Here is a 17,974-nt window from a genome sequence, read left to right on the forward strand (position 1 = left end):
GCCGCCGAGTACGGTACTTCTGCACCCGGCAATCACGCCGGAGCACAGCCAGACCAGAATCGCTGCCCGGTCAAGTTTGAAGAGCCGGCAATGGATGGGCAAAGGAGGCAGGCAAGACCCAGCGCAGGTGTCATCCGGGGCGCCTTCGGCCCAAAGGTGTAATGGCGCCGATCTAGATACTCGATAGCCGCAGCGATCCCAGCGGCCTGTCGCAACCTTGTCGATCGTGGCCCCGGCTGGCGGCAGCGTCCCACGCTTCACGTGCGGCGAGTTGAAGCCGCAGAGGATGTCCTTGCGAGAACAAACAGAGGAGCAATCACTCCCAGCCAAACTCATCGCCGAGTTGCACCGCGGCTCAATGTCCTGTCCCGTACCGCGGCGATTGGCGGCCACGATGGTTTGACTTCCGATCCCGCAGACCTCGGTCCCGTTGTCTGAGCGGCAGTCGGCCAGCGGCTTCAGCCGTGGTACCTACGGCTCGCAGTGGTTCACGGCCTGCGATGGCAATGCAGCTGGTCGGTATAGCGCCGTGGGACTGGACCATCGCGGAGTCCTGGATGTTCGTTACGGGGTTCTGACTTTCAGCGGGTCGAACGACCGTCGATTCTATGATCTGTCCTTTGGCTTCGGCGGCGGCAGCGTGAACCGGCGCCCGCCTGACGCGAACTCTGTGCCCACGATCGCGGAGCGGCGGCGGCTGCTCGCGGTACACCGAGCGGCTACCCAGTTTCTTCCGGCGGGAGCTGCTTCGGCGGAAGAGTTGGGCTGATGAGTACCTGGTGAGCGGTGGTGCCCGCGTGCTGCTGACCTCGGATTCAACGTGGACAGTCGGTTATGCGCCCAACTCGCGGTCGGGATTGGTGGATCACTTGAGGGCGCGGGGCCTCGGCATGGAGACCGTGAGGAACGCCGGGCTGGGACTGTTGAGCCCTGAGGGGCGAATGGTCGACAGATTCCGAGACCAGGTGATGTTCCCGTCGTGGAACGACCGGCTGGAGACCGTGGGGTACTTCGGCGTTGGTAGAGGGGCCAAGCCGTACTACGTCGCCTCGCCGGCGACGCAGATACACCGGCGCTCCAACGCCTTGGTGGGCGTTGCAGAACAGCATGATCTCCTGTCCGAAGGTGCCGCTCCGGTGCTGGTGAACGATCCACTGGATGCCGTGGCGATCGAGCGGATCAGCAGGCTGTCCGTCGGCAGATGGGCCGGGATCCCGCTGTGTGACACGCTTCTGTCGGCCGAGCAGGCGCGGATTCTCGGGCGGTACGCCGCCACCGACACGGCGATCGTCGTGCTCGCGGACTCCAGTGAGGGACAGCGGGCGGCCGTCGGATACTTGGACGACTTGTCCCGCTTCTTCGCCCGTGTCTGGGCGGTTGAGCTGCCCTCCGGGCACTCGGCGAGCACGTTGATTACCTCCGAAAAGAGTCGGCAGCTCTTGCACGACTCGCTGCTGGTGACTCGACCTCTGTCGGATTATCGGCAGCCTCGAAAGCGGCGACGGCCACCGATCCGATTGCCTGCTGCCAATCCGAATCCGCCTGCTCTATCGCCGGAGCCTTGATCGGCGGTCACGAACTCTCGGCGCTCATTGGGGTAGGCCCGGAGTGGTCCCGGTTGCCGCCCCTGCGTCGTACTTGGGCGTTCGTCGTCCACCCAACGTCGCTTGGGCCGCCAGCTTCAAGTCGCCTGACGGCGTCCGCCTTGTCGAGGCGTTCCCTTACGAACCGCCATTCCAGGACTCCTTGATCGGCGTCGAGATGTCGATGGGTCTGTCCCGCAGCCGTTGAGTTCGGCAACGAGGCGGAGGGAATGCGATGGAACAGGAAGATGGCATGCGCTGGTCAATCCGTAGGGCGATCGAACTGCTGGACGAGGCGATCGATGCCATGGGCGCGCAATTGGCTCGTTCGGCAGACTTGATGGCGGATGAGCCCTCAGCACGACACGAGCCGACGCGACGCACCCGTTCCCCTACTGGTAGGCGCGAACCGATCAGTACCCAGCCATCGGCAATTGACCCCGATTCGCCGGAATACCTTCGAACCCCATGAGATCGCCGGCCATGCAAGCCTCTGGATGCTCCCAGCCGCTGCGAGAGCAATCCGCCATAGCGGTGCGAGTTGGCGTGCGAATGGAAGCCCAGGAGTCCTGGATTCCGTGATCCGGGTTTGATGGGTCACGTGGGCCGCCGAGCTTGGGAGGGACGGATGTCTCTTTCCCAGCTTGGAGGTTGCTCGTGGACGTGCGCGGAGAACAAGGCGTGGTTGAGCGTGGGCGGATGGTCGAGGCGCATGTGGCGGCGGCTCGGTTCTATCGGCGTGAGCTGTTGCGCGCGCACAACAGTTGGCCGGCGGACCATCTGATCGAGCGCGGTCTGCATAATCTGCTGTCGACTGAGTCGGCATTCAAGGTCGGGTACGCGCCGGATGGGTGGGCGCGTCTGGTGGATCATCTGAAGAGTCAGGGCTTCGACGAACGGACTCTCCTATCGGCGGGGCTGGCGACAACGACCCAGAGCGGGTATGTCATCGATCGGTTCCGCGACCGATTGATGTTCCCGGCCTGGAGTTCGGATCGGGAGCTGGTCGGGTTCACCGGGCGCGCCAGGGGCGGGTCGGTGAAGTACCTCAACTCGCCGACGACACCGATCTATCAGAAGTCGGATGCTCTTGTCGGGCTCGTGGAGCAGCGAGATCTGCTGGAGAAGGGCGCAATCCCGGTGCTCGTTGAGGGTCCGATGGATGCGGCCGCGGTGGACAAGATCAGTCGCCTGACGGAGGGCGCCTGGGCCGGGGTGTCGGCCTGCGGCACAGCGGTTTCGTTCAAGCAGGCTGCGGTGCTCGCGCACTTCTCATCATCGGACACCGTCATCGTCGCCTTCGATGACGATTCCGGTGGGCGACGCGGGGCCGTGCGTTGCATGGACGATCTCACGCACTTCTTCAGGCACGTGCATGCTGCCGAGTTGCCGAGCGGCCATGACCCGGCGTCGTTGATCAAGGCCGGCGAACCTGATCAGCTGCACGCGGCGCTGAGGTATCCGCGGCCGTTGGCCGAGGTGGCGATTGAGGCTGAGCTGGCTCGCTGGTCGAGGGTGCTGGATCACATCAGTGGGCGGGTGAATGCGCTTCGCGCGGTGGCCCCGTTGGTTGCCCGCCTTCCGCAGGATCAGGTCGCCGGCACGCTCGGCAAGTTGTCGCAGCTGCTGGAGCTTGAGGAAGCGATCATCGTGCGCGAGTTCGTCCAGGCGCTGCATGCGCCGGTCCTTCGGGTCACTCGTCACCCGGACGACTCGCCTGGTTCTGTCGATCCGCCCGCCCCTTCGTTCTGAGGCCGTCCGGCACCGATTTCCAGGACTCCCCGTTCCGGGAATCAGGGTTCTTCCACCCAGCTCATCGACCGTCAGATGGATGCCGCAAGCACCAATCCATCAAGGACCGTGAGCACGGTCCGGTCAGCGGACAGGGAGTATCCGATGAGTGGTGAGCTGCACGTACTTCTCGCTGATGCGGCTGATTCGGACTGGGCAGTGGAACCGTCGAGGCGTCTGGCTGAGGCGATCGAGGAGCGCATCGTCGACCCGATGCCCAGCCGTTTGCGAAGTGCATTGGGCAACGACGAGGCGAAGCAGCAGGCGCGGGCGGTGGCTTGGGAGAGTTGCCGGCGGCTCGCAGTGCGTTCACCGGCGGGCGGCGTGACCTGGGGGTATCTGGCGAACGTCGTCCGCTGGCGCCTTTCGGACACGGTCCGGTCGGAAGCGCGGCGGCGTCGGCGCCATCCTGCACTCGGGTTCGTGCCCGAGCGGGATCAGCAAGGCAGCCTGCTGGACCTGGGGCCGATGCTGGACCAGATCATCGACGAGCTTGTCCGAGCCGGGCTAGAGATTCGGGCGGCTCGTCGGTTGATCTTAGTCGCCGCTGAAGGTCCGTTCTTCACCCGGGCTGCGATGGCGCCGCGCCTGGTGGACGCGGGTGCGCCGCAGCCGCAGGCGGAGGCGCTGGCGTGGTTGCTGCGCGGTGGTGCGGCGAACCCGTCGGCGTTGGCGCGGCTGGCGTCGGGAGAGTCGCCTCGCGAGGTCTTCTCGGATCAAGTTGTACGCCGCTGGGTCGTTGCTGCCGCCGGCCGTGACCCGTTGTTCACCGGCGGCCGCGCGGGTGTGAGCAGGGTCACACTGGGCCCTTCCCGGCGTACCTGCAAAGCGGCCTGACGGCAGACGTTGAGTCGCCATGAATCCACACCTGAAGCCGCGTCGCCACAGGAACTGGCTGACCCGGTACTACGGCAAGCAGGCCCGCTTCTACCTGCGGGTCCTTCGGGCGACGCGTGTCCTCCCCCCGTCCATCGAAGCGTCACTAAGCGCCCGGATCAGCCATCACATCGAGAGGGGACTCTGACATGCGGCAGCTCCTCCGATCGAAGCTGGTCTATCCCATCGTGATCCTGATCCTGCTGTGCGTGCTGATTCTGGCGCTGCTCATCCGGTGGCAGGCTCCGCCCAGCGATTCGGCCATCGCCCAGGCGGCCGAGACCCCAGCCGGCGGTGAGGTCTCCGAGGAATCGTTCGGCGGCCTTGAGGCGTGGACGCGCCCGGCGACGACCGATCCGCGGGAGTTCGCGCTCGCCTACAGCAGGGCGATCTGGACTTACAACACCTCGGTCCACGGGTACTACGAGTGGCGTGACGCGGTAAGCGTCTTCGCCGACCCGACCGATCCGCCGGAGGGCCCGAGGATCGCGCGCAGCATGCTGCCGTACGCCGAGCAGTGGGAGCAGTTGAAGCTGCACAACGGCCGAGCTGAGGTCACGTCGATCACGGCCGACAGCACGCCCGAGTTGAAGGTGCTGGAGCGTGACCCGCGCGCTCCGGCGGGTTGGCATGGCTACGTGGTCCGCGGGACGCAGACCAGCGTGGTCGACGACCAAGTGTCGGTCGCGCAGCGGCAGGTCACCGTGGGCGTCGTCTGCCTGCCACGCTGCAAGTTCTGGTCGGCGACCGCCGAGGGGCCGCGGTGATCGTCAAGACGGCTGTGGCGGCCGTCGTGGTCCTGGTCGTCGGTGCCTGCCTGGTCGCGCCGATCGCGATCGCGGCGCGCCCGGCCGGCGCCTGCACGACGGTGCCAGCGGGCGACGGGGGATCGCTCGACGAGGAGCAGCGCGCCAACCTCGGTGCCGTCCTGGATGTTGGCGCGCGAACCGGAGTAGGCCGCGCCGGACAGATCATCGGAGTGATGACCGCTCTGACCGAGTCATCGCTGCGCAATCTCGACCACGGCGATCAGGCCGGGCCGGATTCCCGCGGGTTGTTTCAGCAGCGCACCGGCTGGGGGCCGCTCAAGGTCAGGATGGACCCGCGCGGTGCGTCGCGGCTGTTCTTCATGGCGCTGGCGAACACCCCGGGGTGGGCGTCGATGGAGCCGTGGGAGGCCGCGCAGGCAGTACAACGCTCAGCCTTCAGCGACGGCGGGAACTACCGCAGGAACTACGACCTCGCTACCCGGCTGGTTTCTGCGGCCCCCGGTGGATGCGAGGGCTGGCCTGTCGTCGAGAGCGGCGCGCTCCCGGGAGCGGAGGCTGCCGTGTCCCGTGCTCTTGCGCTGGTGGGAAGCGATGGCTACTACCAGCTCTGCGCTCGTCTCGCCGCGAACATCTGGGGCCTGGCCCAGTCCGGCTACACCTCCGCCGCTGAGCAATGGACGCAAATGGTTGCCACCGGCAATGCACACCCGAACGATCGGCAACCTCCCACAGGCGCGCTCCTGTTCTGGGCGACCGGCGGTCCGTACGGGCATGTCGCCGTTTATGTCGGTGACGGCCGCATCGTCTCCAACGACATCGAAGACCGAGCCCTCGGAATCGGCGGGGTCTACCTGGTCGAGGTCGGCGCGATCGAGGCCGGCTGGAGCGCCACCTATCTCGGCTGGTCTCCGCCGATCTACTCCGGCGCCTGACCGGCGCCCCAAGTCAAGGAAGGCATCACATGTCCAGCTTCATCGTCGGTGCTCGCGAGCGGGCGCTGACCACGCTGATCGACGCACAGGACCCCGGGATCACCCCGAACGCCGACGGTTTGCCCGGCCTGCCCGCGCTGCGGCAGATGGTCGGCGCGTTGGTGACGTTCGGGCTTGTCATCTGTGTGGCCGGGATGGTCGTCTCGGCGGCCGCCTGGGCGATCGGCAGTCACAACAACAACGCCCACTACGCCGGGAAGGGAAAGGTCGGCTGCCTGGTCTCCGCGGGCGCTGCGATCGTCATCGGCTCGGCGAATGCGCTGATCAAGTTCTTCAGCGGCATCAGCATCGCCTAGGCAGGGTGGGGACGTCATGGCGTGGACCGATTGCCTCCTCAACCCCGTCAGCTGTGTGGCCTCCAGTGTCGGAGACACAGCCGCGAACTCGGCATGGGAGTCTTTCCTGCGCTGGTCGGCCACCGGTTTGGCCGACCTGTCGGCGACGGTGTTCAACGCGTTCAGCACCAGCACGGCACCCCGGTTCGACGAGGAATGGTGGCGAGACAACCTCGACCTCATGGTGACGGTCTCGCTGCCGGTCCTGGTGGCGGTCGTCGTGCTGCAGTGCATGTCCGCAGTCGTCCGGCGAGAACCAGCGCGTCTCGCACAGGCACTGCTGGGCGCGCTGATCGGCACCGCCGGCGTTCCTATGGCGGTAGGCATCACGGCAACCTGCGGCACGGCCGTCGACGAGATCTCGACCGCAGTCCTCGGAACGTCGGCCACTGCAGAGGGCCTGAAGAGGATGACCGACATCAGTGCTCTCCTGGCGGCCGGAACACTTGGCGGATTCCTGCTCCTGGCAGTCCTCCTCGCGCTCCTTGCGCTGTTTTCTTTGTACTTCGTGATGCTGGTTCGTGAGGTCGCTCTGGTTGCGTTCGTCGTGTTCGCGCCGATCGCGATGGCGAGCTGGACCTGGTCGGCAACGCGGCACTGGCTGCGCCGATGGGTCGAAGTGGTCGGGGCGCTGCTGTTCTCCAAGGTCGCGATGGCGGTCATCTTCACCCTCGGACTGTCAGCCACCGGCGCCGGCGGGCAAGGCAACGCTTCGAACCTCGGAACCTTCCTGGCCGGGGTCCTCCTGGTCGCGATGGCCGCCTTCGCTCCCTTCGCGACGTTCTCCTTCATCCACTGGGCAGGGGATCAAGGCCACGCGATGACGCACGCCTTGCAGCAGGGGACCTCCGGTGCGGTCGCGGCACGTGATCAGGTCGAGCAGGCCCAGCAGTGGCGTGCCGATCACTTCGGCGGCTCCGACGACGAAGACCCGATGGTGGACGGTGACAGCGACACCGATCCAGGCCTGAACGACAGCGGTGATCTCGACGATGCCGACTCCACGACTGATTCAGCCTCGTCCGGCGACAGCACTGTCGAGTCGTCGACCGGTCGTTCGTCCTACGACGACACACCGGCATCATCGCAACCCGCCCAACCACCAGCCGCAGGCTCGGGCTCGGACAGTTCGTCCGCTGTGGCCATCGCGAGCAGTCATGCCTCGGTCGACGCGTCTTCGCCCGGCGGCCAGAACCCGGACAGCTCGCCCGACAACGGCTCGGACTCAACCCAAGAGGATCACCGGTGACGACACCAGCAATCTCCACCCGCTTCCCACGACCAGAACGCAAATCGGTGCTCCTCGGCCTTCACCCGGTCCAGGTTGGCTTGGTCGCGATCGCCGTACTGACCGCCGCGTTCTCCGCCTTCGCTGGCTGGGAGCCGCCGCTGCGGATCGCGGGTCTGGCAACGGTGGTTGCGTGCTTCGCCGTGTCCTTTGCCCGAGTCGAGGCGTTACCGGCGTACCGGTGGATCGTGCTTCGGGGTGCGCACCTCGTGCGGTCGTTGTTCAGGCAGCAGTCCTACCGGGCCAGCCTGCTGGCGCCGACTCATCACGGATCGCTGCGGCTGCCCGGCCAGGCCGCCGAGCTGCGGATCCTGGACGCGGCATCGTCGGTCGCCGCGGTCCACGATCCACACAGGCGCAGGTTGATCGCGGTGGCGAAGATCGAGGGACCGGCGCACCTGCTCCAGAACTCCGACGAGCAGGATCGCCGGGTCGCGGCGTACGGTCGCCTGATCGCCGGCCTGTGCCAGGGCGGGCGGATCGCCCGGGCACAGATCCTCGAACGCACCCTTCCCGACTCTGGCGACGGGCTCGGTGAGTGGGCCCGCGAACGTGGACTTGATCGCGGAAACCCCGGCGGCGCGATCTACCACGATCTGCTGCAGCGCGCCGCTCCGGCCGTGGCCAAGCACGAGACCCTGTTCGCGTTCGCGCTCAACCTCGATGCGATCTCCCGCGATGTCCGCAAGCACGGTGGCGGCATCTCCGGGGCGATGGCCGTGCTCGAGTCCGAGGCGCGAGCGTTCCAGACCTCGTTCGCGGCCGCTGGGGTGGCGGGCTGCTGGCTCAACGCGCAGGAACTCGCGATGAGCCTTCGGGTGGCGTTCGATCCTGCGGCGACCCGGACGATCCCGAGCACGGAGAACTTCGACCCCGCCGGCGCGGGACCGCTGGCCATCGACGCGGAGTGGGATCACCTGCGGACGGACTCGTCGCTGCACCGGGTCTACGTCATCTCCGAGTGGCCGCGCGTCCGGGCCACACCGTCGTTCCTGAGTCCGCTGCTCCTGAAGCCGGGGATCCGCCGCACGTTCACCCTGGTGTTGCAGCCCATCCCGATCAGCAAGGCGCTACGCGACGCGCGGCGGCACCGCGTTGAACGCATCACCGACCGCACCACCCGGGCACGGATCGGGCAGCTGGAGACCGAAGAGGACCGCCAGGTCGATGCCGACGTCGCGCAGCGCGAGAAGGACCTGGCCGCAGGACACGGCGACCTCCGCTGGCTCGGTCTGCTGGTCGTGTCGGCCGACGACGCGGAACGACTCGACGAGGCCTGTGCCGAGATCGAGATCGCGGCCTCACAAGCCCTGCTGGACCTGCGTCGTCTCGTTGGGCAGCAGGTCGAGGGATTCCTCGCGGCCGCGCTTCCGTTCGGGGTGGGACTCGGATGACCCGGCGGCCACTGGACGCGGTCCTCTATGAGCCCGCCGGAGCAGGCCGGAAGCGGCGCGCAGCGAACCGCCGCGCGCTGCAGGCCGCGCGCACGAATGGCCGTCGCTCCGAGCAGGACCAGCCACAGAGCGACCCGCTGACGGCGGGTGCGCCACGGACCAGTGCGCCGTATTCGGCCAATCGGCGGCTGCCGCTGCTGGTGGACCCGCACCGGGCGACCACCAGGGTGCTGCGGGTCGCCTATCCGTTCCTGGCCGAAGGCGGGCTCGGATCGGACGGCACCTACATCGGCTCCGACGTCTTCAGCGGTGGCTCGTTCGTCTACGACCCCTGGGTCCTCTACCAGGCCCGCGTCATCACGAACCCCAACCTGTTGCTCGCCGGCGTCATCGGCAGCGGCAAGTCCTCGACCGCGAAGGCCCTGATCACCCGGTCCATCGCGCTCGGCCACAAGGCCTACGTCCCGTGTGACCCGAAGGGGGAGTGGAGCTCGGTGTCCGAGGCGTTCGGCGGAGCAGCGATCAAGCTCGGCCCCGGTCTGCCGACCAGGCTGAACCCGCTCGACGCGGGGACACGACCCAGCGCAGTACCGGTCGGCGAGTGGCAACGTGTCGTGCGATCACGCAGACGTGCGCTACTCGGAACCCTGGCCGAATCCACGCTGGGTCGGCCCTTGTCCGCAATCGAGCACACCTGCCTGGACCTCTCGCTGGATTCGGTCACCACGTCGGCGGAACCGACGATCCCCGACGTCGTGGTGGCGCTGTTCGAACCTGACGCTGATCGGGCGGCCGCGGTCGGCACGAGCGTGCGGATTCTCACCACGGAAGGGCGTGAGGTGTCCCATGCGATTCGACGGATGGTGCATGGGGACCTGGCCGGCATGTTCGATGGGCCGTCGACGACCCAGTTCGATGCGTCGCTGCCGATGGTGACGCTGGACTCGTCCTGGATCGGGGCTGGAGGCAACGACCTGGCGCTGCGCTTGACCCTTGCGTGCGCGTCGTCCTGGATGGAGGCCGCCGTCTCCGATCCCGCGGGTGGGCAGCGGTTCATCGTGTACGACGAGGGCTGGCGCGTGATGCGGGATCCAGCGCTGCTGCGCCGCATGCAGGAACAGTGGAAGCTGTCCCGCGCCTGGGGCGTCGCCAATGTGCTGATCGTTCACCGGCTGTCCGACCTGGCCGCGGTCGGCGATCTCGGGTCCGAGGCACGCGCGTTGGCTGAGGGGCTGCTGGCCGACTGCTCGACCAGGATCATGCTCCGGCAAGAACCCGACCAGCTCGCCCGGACCGCCACGCTCCTCGGACTGACCGATGTCGAGATCGCGACCATCGCGAAGCTGCCGAAGGGACGGGCGTTGTGGCGGCTGCCGAACAGGTCGTTCGTCGTCCAGCTCGTCCGGCATGCCCGGGAGGCTGAGCTGTTCGACACCGACGCGAGGATGTGACGCCGATGAACCTCGGCACAAGCAAGCACTCCGACGGCCTCGCCGACTTCGCTCTCGTCGGTGCCGGACTGTTGCTGGCAGCAACTCTCGTGCTCTACACCGCCGGCGGCATCAGCAGCGCCTTGGTGGCAGGGGAGTGGGTCCGAACCGACTGGACCGCGGCGATCAAGGTGCTGATCGACCCGGCGCACCCAGCGACGGCCTTCAACCTCGATCCCCGTCGCCTGCCGGCCGTCCTGTACTGGGTTGTCGTCGCTTCGTTGGCCGCGGTGCCGCTGGCCGGTATCGAGGTTGCGCGGCGCTGGGCCCAGCACCACCAGGCCCGAACCACCAGCCGCATGAGGTCACTGGCCGCCCGGCGTGGCCTCGCCACCCGTGCCGAAGTCGAACTGGCGGTCGGTCGCCGGCAAGTACTGCGACGCGGCCGCGCCGCACGACCGCTTGCACCCAGCGGGGTACCGGACGAAGTCGGCGTCAAGCTCGGCCAGTCGCGAGGCCGCGAATGCTGGGCCAGCGTCGAAGACTCCCAGATCCACCTCGGACCGCCACGATCCGGCAAGGGCCTGCACCAGATCATCGGCGCGATCCTGGACGCCCCCGGCGCCGTCGTGACAACCTCGACCCGCCCAGACAACCTCGCCGCCACCCTCACACTCCGTCGACAGATCGGGCCGGTCGCGATCTTCGACCCGCAAGGACTCGGTGGTCGAGAAGGCATCCGCTGGTCCCCGGTCCGCGGCTGCGAAAACCCAACCACCGCAATCGTGCACGCCAGCGGCCTCGCAGCCGGTGCCGGCTTCACCAAGGGCGGAGTCTCCGACGGAGCGTTCTGGCACGGCCAAACCGAGATGGCCCTGCGTGGCCTGCTCCACGCCGCAGCCATCGACGGCTCCGGCACCAGCCAGCTCTACCGCTGGGGCCTCGAACCAGCCTCCGCCATCGAAGCCGTCACCATCCTCAACCGAGCACCCGAAGCCGCCGAGGGCTGGGGCGACACCCTCGACGGCATCGTCCGCATGGACGGCCGAACCCGCGACGCCATCTGGGCCGGCGTCAGGTCCTCCCTGTCCGCACTCGCCGACCCCGCCGTACGCAAAGCCTTCGACCCACCACCCGGCACCGGCCTCGACCCGAAGACCTTCCTCGCCGAACGAGGCACCATCTACCTCCTCGGCACCGGAGTCGGCGCCAGCGCCACCTCCTCCTTCATCGCAGCCCTCCTGGAAGACATCACCGAATCCGCCCGCCAAATCGCCGCACGCAACCCAGGCGGCCGGATGGAACCACCACTCGCCCTGGTCCTCGACGAGATCGCCAACCTCTGCGCCGTACCCTCCCTCCCATCGCTGATGGCAGACGGCGGAGGCTCCGGCATCTCAACCCTGGTAGTGATCCAGTCCCTCGCCCAGGCCAGAGAACGCTGGGGCGACCAAGCAGCCGCAGCCATGTGGGACGCCGCCACCCTCCGCCTCATCCTCGGCGGCTCAGCCCAACCCCGAGACCTCCAAGACCTCTCCGCCGTCTGCGGAGAACGAGACGACGAGATCCGCAACTGGAGCCGCGGTGCAGACGGCGGCCGCACCATCTCCACCAGCACTCGCCGTATCCCCATCCTGCCGCCCGACGTCATCCGGACCCTGCCCTTCGGCACCGGCATTCTCCTGGCCCGCACCGCCCCACCGATCCTGCTCCAGATGACGCCATGGACCGACCGCCTCGACGCCGACCAGATCCACCGCAGCATCACCCAAGCCACGACCCACGGCGGACCGACAGAATGACCACCGAGCACGACCTCATCCGAGCACTCAGCCTGAACGCCGGCGATCTCGCAGATCCGCTCGTCGTCCGCTGGAAAGACCTAGACCCAGACGCGACAACCGAGGAACTCGAACGCCTCCGCAACTGGGTCGACTGGCTGCACACCCGCTACCGGCTCGACCACAAGGTCTTCCCACCCTGCTGGTCCGAACACGGCTCCCTGGTCGAAGAACTCTCCGCCCTCCGCACCCTCTGGGAGGCCTGCTACCTCGACGACGCATCCCCCTCGGACCCCATCACCTTCCACCGCGACCTAGAACCAGCGATGCGCCGCCTCAGAGAATGGACCTCACGCCTCGGCTGCACCCGCACCGCCCATCGGCCCGAGCCCGATCCAGACCCCGATTTGGCGAGCGATTGAACGGCCACTGCCGCCGACATGGACACCTGCTGTCGGGATGGCCGCAGTCGCAGTGCTGAGCCGTTCAGCTGTTTACGGTGATTGCCGTGGTTGATCGCCCCAATGAGCGTTCCCCGGCCGGAGCAACGGGCCGATCCGGCTGACATGCCAGCCGCTGGTTACGGGCCTGATGAGCCGGTGCGGGTGCTGGAGCAGTACGCCGACCTGCCGCTGCACAACGAGGACTCGGGCCGAGCTGGTCCGTGGTATGACCACTTGATGGCGCCGGAGCCGTCCTCGGTATACCTCGTCGACGACCGCTACCTCTACGCTGCCGACGCGGCCGGGCGGGTGTCGCACGCTGAGGGCTGGCTCGGCTGGCTGCCGACTGGTCAATCCCCGTCGACCCACAGACCTAGGCCGACGACCTGACCGAGTTCCCTAGGACCGACCCGTACATTCCGTCCTGGATGCGGGCAAAGGTCAGGCCCGCGCACTGACCCGCGAAGGTGCAACTTTGACGCCTGCGAGGTGCCATCGGCCCGCACTTTGGAGGCATAGTTCGCAGCTTAGCGCGCTAGTCGCCCGCGGCGATCAAGCTCCCTGGCGGATGCCGACCAAAGCATCTGGGACTCGGTGGTGAAGTCCGTGACGACCGCAAACCCAGGCAATTGCGGCAACGCTGGCGGGCTTGGCGTCGGCGCGATCTGGCGCGTCGGGCTCATTCGGCTGTTGTCGGCGGCGGTCGCTCCTCAGCCGAGAGTCGTAGGTTTCGTACCTCGAGCGAGAGCAGCGGTAGCAGGCACAGGGCGATGAGGAGTGCGCCCACGTACATCCATGTCGCGCGCAGGCCGGCGACAAGTGCTATCGGGCCGGCCACCGAGTATAGAACAGTCCGGAGGGACCAGGAGACCAGCGAGTCGTATGAGCTGACTCGGGCACGGAAATCGGGCAGCACGACCGCCTGGAGCACAGTGTTCCACAGGGCGTTGAACCACTGTATGGATACGCCGGCGATGACTGCGGCAGCGAGAACGAGCCAATGCGGAGCGCGCAGGCCGATCGTGAACATGAGGGGTGTTGAAAGCACGAGGATCAAGAACCCGACGCGCAGCGGGTGGACGAACTCCAGCCTCATGGCCATCGCCGCGCCGCCAATCAGTCCTAGCCCGACGCAGGACATCACGAGGCCCCATCCCGCGCTTCCGCCGAGCCACTCGACGGCGCTGACAGGCCCAACGACCGAGATGCACGCGACGAATGCAGCGCCATACGTCCCGCCAAAGATAATGCCGATCCCAATCGATGGGCGGGCTCGGAGTTCAGCCCAGCCTTCGCTGAAGCTGTGCAGCAGGCCAGGCTCCGCAGGTACACGACTGATCGGTAGAACCCTGTGCAGTGACCAGAGAAGGGCAAAGCTGACTACAAACGTCGCGGCATCGATGGCGACGACGACACCGGCTCCGACGCTCGCAATGGCGAATCCGCCAACTGCAGGAGCGCCGATGAAAGCAATACCAAGTGCCAGGAACAACGCCGAGTTCGCGGCTTGTAACTGTTCTTTGTCGACAGTCCTGGGGATAAGTGCGTCAAGCGACGGCATCTGGAGGGCGTATCCGACGCCGTACAGGATCTGGCTGACCACAATCAAACCGATCGATGCGTGCTGCGTCAGTAGCAGCGCAGCCAGTCCGGCCTGAGCCACGCCCTGGACGAGGTCGGAGAACATCATCACCGAGATGGGAGACGCTCGATCGGCGAGAATGCCTCCGAGGAGTACCAGCAGGATAAGAGGGATGATCCGAGCCGTCAGGGCAAAACCGACATCGGCGGACGAGCCGTCAGCCTCCAGAACTGCGAAGGCGACCGCGATCGGCGACACCGAGTCACCAATATAGGTGATCAGTCTTGCATTGAAGAGGAGTCGGAACTCGCGCCGGCGAAGCAGCGTCGTCAGGCTCGTCGCCTCTGTCGGCTTCCACAACCGGCTCAGCAGACGGCGAGCTCTGCTTCTCGCGGTTTGTGGCGTCGGCACTGTCTCAGCCTCCATGGCCGCGGCCTCAAGCCGCCGCCCTCACGCTGCCTTCACGGCCGTGAGGTAGGCAAACGACTGGATACGCCTGGGCACCTCACCACGCTCGACCATCGGCCGGAGCCGGTCCTCGACATTCGTCATGTCTTGGGCATCGAGTGCGCCAGACATGATTTCGCGGATCGTCGGACTCCAAGGGCGCGGCCGCGACGCGAGGAACGCGGACCAATCCGTCAGGACAGCAGCGCTAGTCGTGAATCGAAGGTCTACGTCGACGATGGCGTCGGCCAGGCCAGCCATGTCGGCCCAGACCAGGAGATCGATCTCGTCGAATGTTGGTTGGTCTGAGCCTCCCTCTGTCGAGGTTCGCAACCACGCCTCGACGGAGGCCGCTGCCCTGTCGAGACCCGGAACGACGTAACCGAACATGGTCGGTGCGCCAACCGCCAATTGCCGCACGTGAATCGTCTCGAAGAGAGATAGACGCCCACCCGGTCGCAGCACGCGAGCAATAGCAGCGAATGCAGCAGCTTGGTCTGCGACATAGCAAAGGACCGACCGGGCGGTCGCGACATCCGCGGACTCGCTCTCCACACCCGCCAGGTCTTGAGCGTCGGCCACGACGAATGAACACCTGTCCGTTACTCCAAGCTGCTCGCTTCGCCGTACACACGTGTCGATGAGACCGGAAGACAAGTCGTTGAAGATGACCCGACCTTCCTCGCCCAGTCGCTTCAGCGCTCCGAATCCAACGAAACCGGTCCCAGTGCCGATGTCCAAGACCACATCGGCCGGCCGGAGGCGCGCACGATCGAGAAGCCGTTCCCGGATTGGTACCAGCGCAGCAGAACTCCGCCGCTCGGCGGTCTGGTCGCCGCCGAGGCGGTCATGCGTCCACCATCGGCACCAGCGGTCATCGGTCATGTGGCTCACCGACGCCAGCGCCGTCTCGGTCTTTTCCGCCGAAACTTCCACCGTGCACACCCCTTCGATGCGGAGTAGAGCCTGACTCAGTTCAGAATCAGATCGGACCAAGAGCAAAGCTCCCGTCGTCGAGCGCCATCGTTTGGTGCATCAACCATTGACACAGTCGATGGCCTCGTGGACTGAGCACCGGCTCACCGACTTCCACAACACGCGAGCCGAGATAGTGCGCTCGCCTGCCCGCCACAGACTGCATCTGGGCTAGCTCGCTCACCGACGGACTGCTGTCAGACCTGCGGACTCGGGCACATGCGGCGAACGCTGTCAGGTGAGCGTAAACATGGAAGGCAAAGAGTGCTCGCCCCAGAATCCATTCATTGGGTGGCGCGTTCCAGGGTGAGACGACCATCGGGAAGTCGTCGCCAGCGACCTCGGCGCGCACCATCGAGGAGATGAGGTGGAGGTCGAGGAGTTTGTGATGCAGAGCCTCGTGCAGCAACGCATCCGCGGTCGTCCACACGGAATCGAGAGACCGCTCAGACAGGAAGATCGTTCCAGGAAACTGTCGATGGCTCATACTCTTGAACGTGCAATCGTCTGTCACGATGCACAAGGTCGGCGCGTGGGCGAACACACCAGACGCAAGTTCAGGGACGACCTCGCAGAGCGTGTTCAACGCCGTCTGCAGCACGTCGACGTGCTTTGGCGCGGGGCTTAGCAGCTCGTCCTCAGGATGCTCGCTGTCGTGAATGAACTCACGGAACATGCGCCAGAAAGTCGAGGACACAGGCGAATCCTCCATGTTCGGGCTGAGAACATGCACAGCATCGGAGATAGCCGGCGGACCAATCCGCCACGTCCCGGTCATCGCCGCGACGGTGGGAAGCTGCGGCATGGCCTCGCCTGTTGAGTGCTGGTCTGACCTACGCGCAAGCGAATCGAGAATCTCGGTGAGAAGCTCAGAGAGTGCGCAGTCCGGGGCAACCGTGCCAGCATGGGCCTCATCCGAGAGGGCTTGCTCCGTTGCGCTCCTCACGACCGGATCGCGCTCGAGGATGCACAACCAATCCAACGGGAGCCTGGAAACTCGATCCTGCAGTGGAGGGTCGAGGTAGCCGCTCAGCGATTGCACGCCCGAGGCCAAGACTGCGAGGGCTCGCGAAACGATCGACGGCGAGTAGCCAAACTCATCATGCTCAGCGAAACTGCACAGTACCGAGCCTAGTTGTGTCTCTTCGGTCAATACGGTCATGAGAGTTCCTCAGGTTCGTGACCTGCTGGCTCAGGGCCCGGCGCGCGGTGCCGCGACCGGGGACCTCCGACGGCAATCAGGTACGTAGGATCTTGCTCGCTGGGTGTCACGTGAAGGAGGTTAACGAGACGGTCGTCGTCGATGGCCGGCGTGACGAAGGATCGCAGTCCCATGGCAGTCGCTACGAGGAGTGCGGTCTGCGCGAACCCTCCGACATCGTAGTGAGCCATCCGATAGAAGTGCGAGGTCCGGTACTTCCACATGTACTGAGCCCAGTTGATGGACAGGATCAACACTGCCGGCGCCCCATCGGCAAAGTCGACACCCCACAGGAGTTCGGACACGGACTTCAATGGGGATTCAGGTTGCCCTACCGGTACCAGCGCATGACGTTGGGGGCTGTACCGGTAAAGCCACCGACCGCCCAGACCCGCTGCCGACGCTTGAACTGGATCGAAGACCACATGCACGGTGAGGAACGGATAGGCGTCGCCGACCTTGCCCGATTCGGACGCGACGCGCGTTGCGTAGTACCGCGCTGAGTCGACAACTGCGATACGACGGAACGACCAATGGAGGATCGTCGACAGCTCGTCAAGGTCGATCGATGTGCGCGCGAAGTTACGGCAGGTTCTCCGTGCCTGCAATACGTCGCGGAGCTCCGTGGTGCTGAACTGCCGTGCGGGAGCTGGCAAGATCACCTCCTGTGGATGCTCCGGATCTTCGACGCCCGGCCGCGGCTCGTCCGGTACGACGAGCTTGTCGACGTGGTAGAAGGTGTAGACCTCTGCCCCTTCTGGATACACGTGCCGCCACCGCAAACCGCGTGTTGCGCGATGAAAGGTCAGCGCATCTCCCCAGCCGAGCCGTCGCCAGGCTTCCTCCGCTGCCGTTGGCGAACGGTGCTCCGGCGACAGCAGGCCATAACGCACGAAGACGTCAAGCAGGCGGCTCGCATCGTGTGGAGTCAGCGCCAGCCTCTCAGCCGCGTTCGCAACGAACGTCGCGCCTTGGATCGGAGATGGCAGGGTCATCACCCATTGAGCGAGTGCCGACGAATCCGTCATGAACTCCTCGCGCCGGGAACCTTCACCCCAGACAAGCTGCAGTTGACCAGGCACCTCG

General features: G+C 66.2%; 16 protein-coding genes. 12 read left to right on the forward strand and 4 right to left on the reverse strand.

The window, feature by feature from the left end:
- The first annotated feature begins 743 nt into the window (after positions 1 to 743).
- The 12 genes from EV643_RS41180 to EV643_RS41235 all read left to right on the forward strand — a co-directional run bounded on the left by EV643_RS41180 (position 744) and on the right by EV643_RS41235 (position 13,073).
- A complete protein-coding gene (locus EV643_RS41180) occupies positions 744 to 1,565 on the forward strand; it encodes a DNA primase (RefSeq protein ID WP_255513096.1) in 822 nt (273 codons plus the stop codon).
- A 675-nt stretch (positions 1,566 to 2,240) separates the two neighbouring features.
- Entirely contained in the window at positions 2,241 to 3,335 is a 1,095-nt protein-coding gene (locus EV643_RS41185; RefSeq protein WP_133805677.1) for a toprim domain-containing protein, read from the forward strand.
- A 144-nt stretch (positions 3,336 to 3,479) separates the two neighbouring features.
- Positions 3,480 to 4,211, forward strand: coding sequence for a hypothetical protein (locus EV643_RS41190; protein ID WP_133805678.1), 732 nt, complete (start codon positions 3,480 to 3,482; stop codon positions 4,209 to 4,211).
- A gap of 188 nt (positions 4,212 to 4,399) precedes the next feature.
- Positions 4,400 to 5,017: a hypothetical protein gene (locus EV643_RS41195; RefSeq protein WP_133805679.1), complete on the forward strand. Its 618-nt coding sequence runs from the start codon at positions 4,400 to 4,402 to the stop codon at positions 5,015 to 5,017.
- A complete protein-coding gene (locus tag EV643_RS41200) occupies positions 5,014 to 5,952 on the forward strand; it encodes a CHAP domain-containing protein (RefSeq protein WP_133805680.1) in 939 nt (312 codons plus the stop codon). The genes EV643_RS41195 and EV643_RS41200 overlap by 4 nt, the downstream gene beginning before the upstream one ends.
- Before the next feature lie 29 nt (positions 5,953 to 5,981).
- Complete coding sequence (locus EV643_RS41205) at positions 5,982 to 6,308, forward strand: DUF6112 family protein (RefSeq protein WP_202870019.1); 327 nt, start codon at positions 5,982 to 5,984, stop codon at positions 6,306 to 6,308.
- Positions 6,309 to 6,324: 16 nt separating this feature from the next.
- Positions 6,325 to 7,596 carry a TrbL/VirB6 family protein gene (locus EV643_RS41210; RefSeq protein ID WP_133805681.1) on the forward strand — a complete coding sequence of 424 codons (1,272 nt, stop codon included), beginning with the start codon at positions 6,325 to 6,327 and terminating at the stop codon, positions 7,594 to 7,596.
- On the forward strand, positions 7,593 to 9,029 hold the full coding sequence (locus EV643_RS41215; protein WP_133805682.1) for an SCO6880 family protein: 1,437 nt from the start codon (positions 7,593 to 7,595) through the stop codon (positions 9,027 to 9,029). Before EV643_RS41210 ends, EV643_RS41215 begins: the two co-directional genes overlap by 4 nt.
- The gene (locus tag EV643_RS41220) at positions 9,026 to 10,480 is read left to right on the forward strand and encodes a putative type IV secretion/conjugal transfer ATPase (RefSeq protein ID WP_238166162.1); all 1,455 of its coding nucleotides are present in this window, start codon (positions 9,026 to 9,028) and stop codon (positions 10,478 to 10,480) included. Before EV643_RS41215 ends, EV643_RS41220 begins: the two co-directional genes overlap by 4 nt.
- A 5-nt stretch (positions 10,481 to 10,485) precedes the next feature.
- A complete protein-coding gene (locus EV643_RS41225) occupies positions 10,486 to 12,261 on the forward strand; it encodes a type IV secretory system conjugative DNA transfer family protein (protein ID WP_133805683.1) in 1,776 nt (591 codons plus the stop codon).
- The gene (locus EV643_RS41230; protein ID WP_133805684.1) at positions 12,258 to 12,662 is read left to right on the forward strand and encodes a hypothetical protein; all 405 of its coding nucleotides are present in this window, start codon (positions 12,258 to 12,260) and stop codon (positions 12,660 to 12,662) included. Before EV643_RS41225 ends, EV643_RS41230 begins: the two co-directional genes overlap by 4 nt.
- A gap of 102 nt (positions 12,663 to 12,764) precedes the next feature.
- The gene (locus tag EV643_RS41235) at positions 12,765 to 13,073 is read left to right on the forward strand and encodes a hypothetical protein (RefSeq protein ID WP_133805685.1); all 309 of its coding nucleotides are present in this window, start codon (positions 12,765 to 12,767) and stop codon (positions 13,071 to 13,073) included.
- A gap of 289 nt (positions 13,074 to 13,362) precedes the next feature.
- Here EV643_RS41235 and EV643_RS41240 read toward each other — a convergent pair whose 3' ends face one another.
- The 4 genes from EV643_RS41240 to EV643_RS41255 are packed head-to-tail and all read right to left on the reverse strand — an operon-like array spanning position 13,363 to position 17,916.
- Positions 13,363 to 14,691 carry an MFS transporter gene (locus tag EV643_RS41240; protein ID WP_133805686.1) on the reverse strand — a complete coding sequence of 443 codons (1,329 nt, stop codon included), beginning with the start codon at positions 14,689 to 14,691 and terminating at the stop codon, positions 13,363 to 13,365.
- 24 nt (positions 14,692 to 14,715) lie between these two features.
- Positions 14,716 to 15,648 (reverse strand): class I SAM-dependent methyltransferase, encoded by a 933-nt coding sequence (locus EV643_RS41245; protein ID WP_133805687.1) that lies wholly within the window; start codon positions 15,646 to 15,648, stop codon positions 14,716 to 14,718.
- 46 nt (positions 15,649 to 15,694) lie between these two features.
- Complete coding sequence (locus EV643_RS41250; protein WP_133805688.1) at positions 15,695 to 16,849, reverse strand: aKG-HExxH-type peptide beta-hydroxylase; 1,155 nt, start codon at positions 16,847 to 16,849, stop codon at positions 15,695 to 15,697.
- Entirely contained in the window at positions 16,846 to 17,916 is a 1,071-nt protein-coding gene (locus tag EV643_RS41255; RefSeq protein WP_133805689.1) for a SagB/ThcOx family dehydrogenase, read from the reverse strand. Before EV643_RS41255 ends, EV643_RS41250 begins: the two co-directional genes overlap by 4 nt.
- Positions 17,917 to 17,974 lie beyond the last annotated feature (58 nt).

Origin of the sequence: Kribbella caucasensis, assembly GCF_004361855.1 — a bacterium.
Lineage (GTDB): Bacteria > Actinomycetota > Actinomycetes > Propionibacteriales > Kribbellaceae > Kribbella > Kribbella caucasensis.